Origin of the sequence: Pseudomonas sp. K5002 (assembly GCF_013386655.1) — a bacterium.
GTDB lineage: Bacteria > Pseudomonadota > Gammaproteobacteria > Pseudomonadales > Pseudomonadaceae > Aquipseudomonas.
In genome coordinates, this window is record NZ_JACARK010001507.1 from 1 (window position 1) to 1,111 (window position 1,111).

Genomic DNA, 1,111 nt, shown 5'->3' on the forward strand with positions numbered 1-1,111 from the left:
CCGGACTTTGCCATCCAGGCCGATGGTCGCCCCGGACGACGTTTCCACCAGGCTGCCCGCCGCGAGGTTCACGTCGCCGGAGTTGCGCAACGACACCTTGCCACCGTTGATATACGCCACCCCGTCAGTGGCCGAAGGGTCCAGCGCCAGATTATTCCAGCGCCCGGAACTGTCCAGCTTGACTCCGGCGGCCACATCGAGCCGGCCGATGCCCGGCAGAATCACATCGCCAACGACATTGGAGCGATTGAGGTCGACCTGATTCAGCAGGTTGCCCGCGTTGATGCTGCCGCCGTGGGCCGTGAGGTTGGCATTGACTGAAACCACGGGGCCGAACAGGGTGATGTCGCCGCCGTCAGCCACCTTGAGTGCGCCATTGACGTCAATCTGCTGCTTTGCGCCGACCTTGATCGCGCCCAATCGGTAGCCATTGAGCTGGTCACTGTCGAGCACCAGTTTGCCCTGGCGCTCGGTCGGCAGCGCAGTGGCCAGGTCCAGGCCGTCGGCGATTTTTTGCGTGCTGCTCTCGATCAGCACCTGGTCGATGGTCGGGGTCAAGGCGTAGCGCAAGGTGCCGGTGGCCTTGTTGTACACCGGCGTGTACTGGCCAATGATCAACTGCGCCCGCTGGGCCATGGCCTGCTGTGACTGCTGATAACCATCAAGGTTGATATTCGGTGCCTGGGTCTGGCGATCGCCCTGGAATACATCGCTGATCAACTGGCCTTCCAGCACCGCGTTGGTGGTGCCCACCACCAGCTTGCCGGCGTCGCGGCCCACGGTGTAGCCCGCCTCGTAGCGGCTTTGCTGGGCCACCAGCGGGTTGTAGTAGAAATCGCTGCGACCCCAGCGGACGCTGGTGTCTTCAAAGCCCTTGTAGATCCCCGCGTAGAGAATGTCCCCGGGGGCTTTCGACAGCTCATAGAGCTGGCCGTCAGGCCCCTTGAGCCAGGTCTGGCGGATGTAGCCGGCCTGCACATCGACGGTGCCGCCCGACAGATTGACCTGGGCCCCCTGCTGGGTCACCACGTCCTTGCCGGTGAACGTCACAGTGCCGCCCTGGGCCATCCACTCGCCGACCGAGTGGCCCTGGGTGCCCAGGTAACCGCCG

At 64.2% G+C, this 1,111-nt stretch carries 1 protein-coding gene; it reads right to left on the reverse strand.

The features are described 5' to 3' along the window. Positions 1 to 1,111, reverse strand: a 1,111-nt coding sequence (locus HX846_RS37560; protein WP_178967505.1) for a hypothetical protein, incomplete at both ends; no start/stop codon positions are given.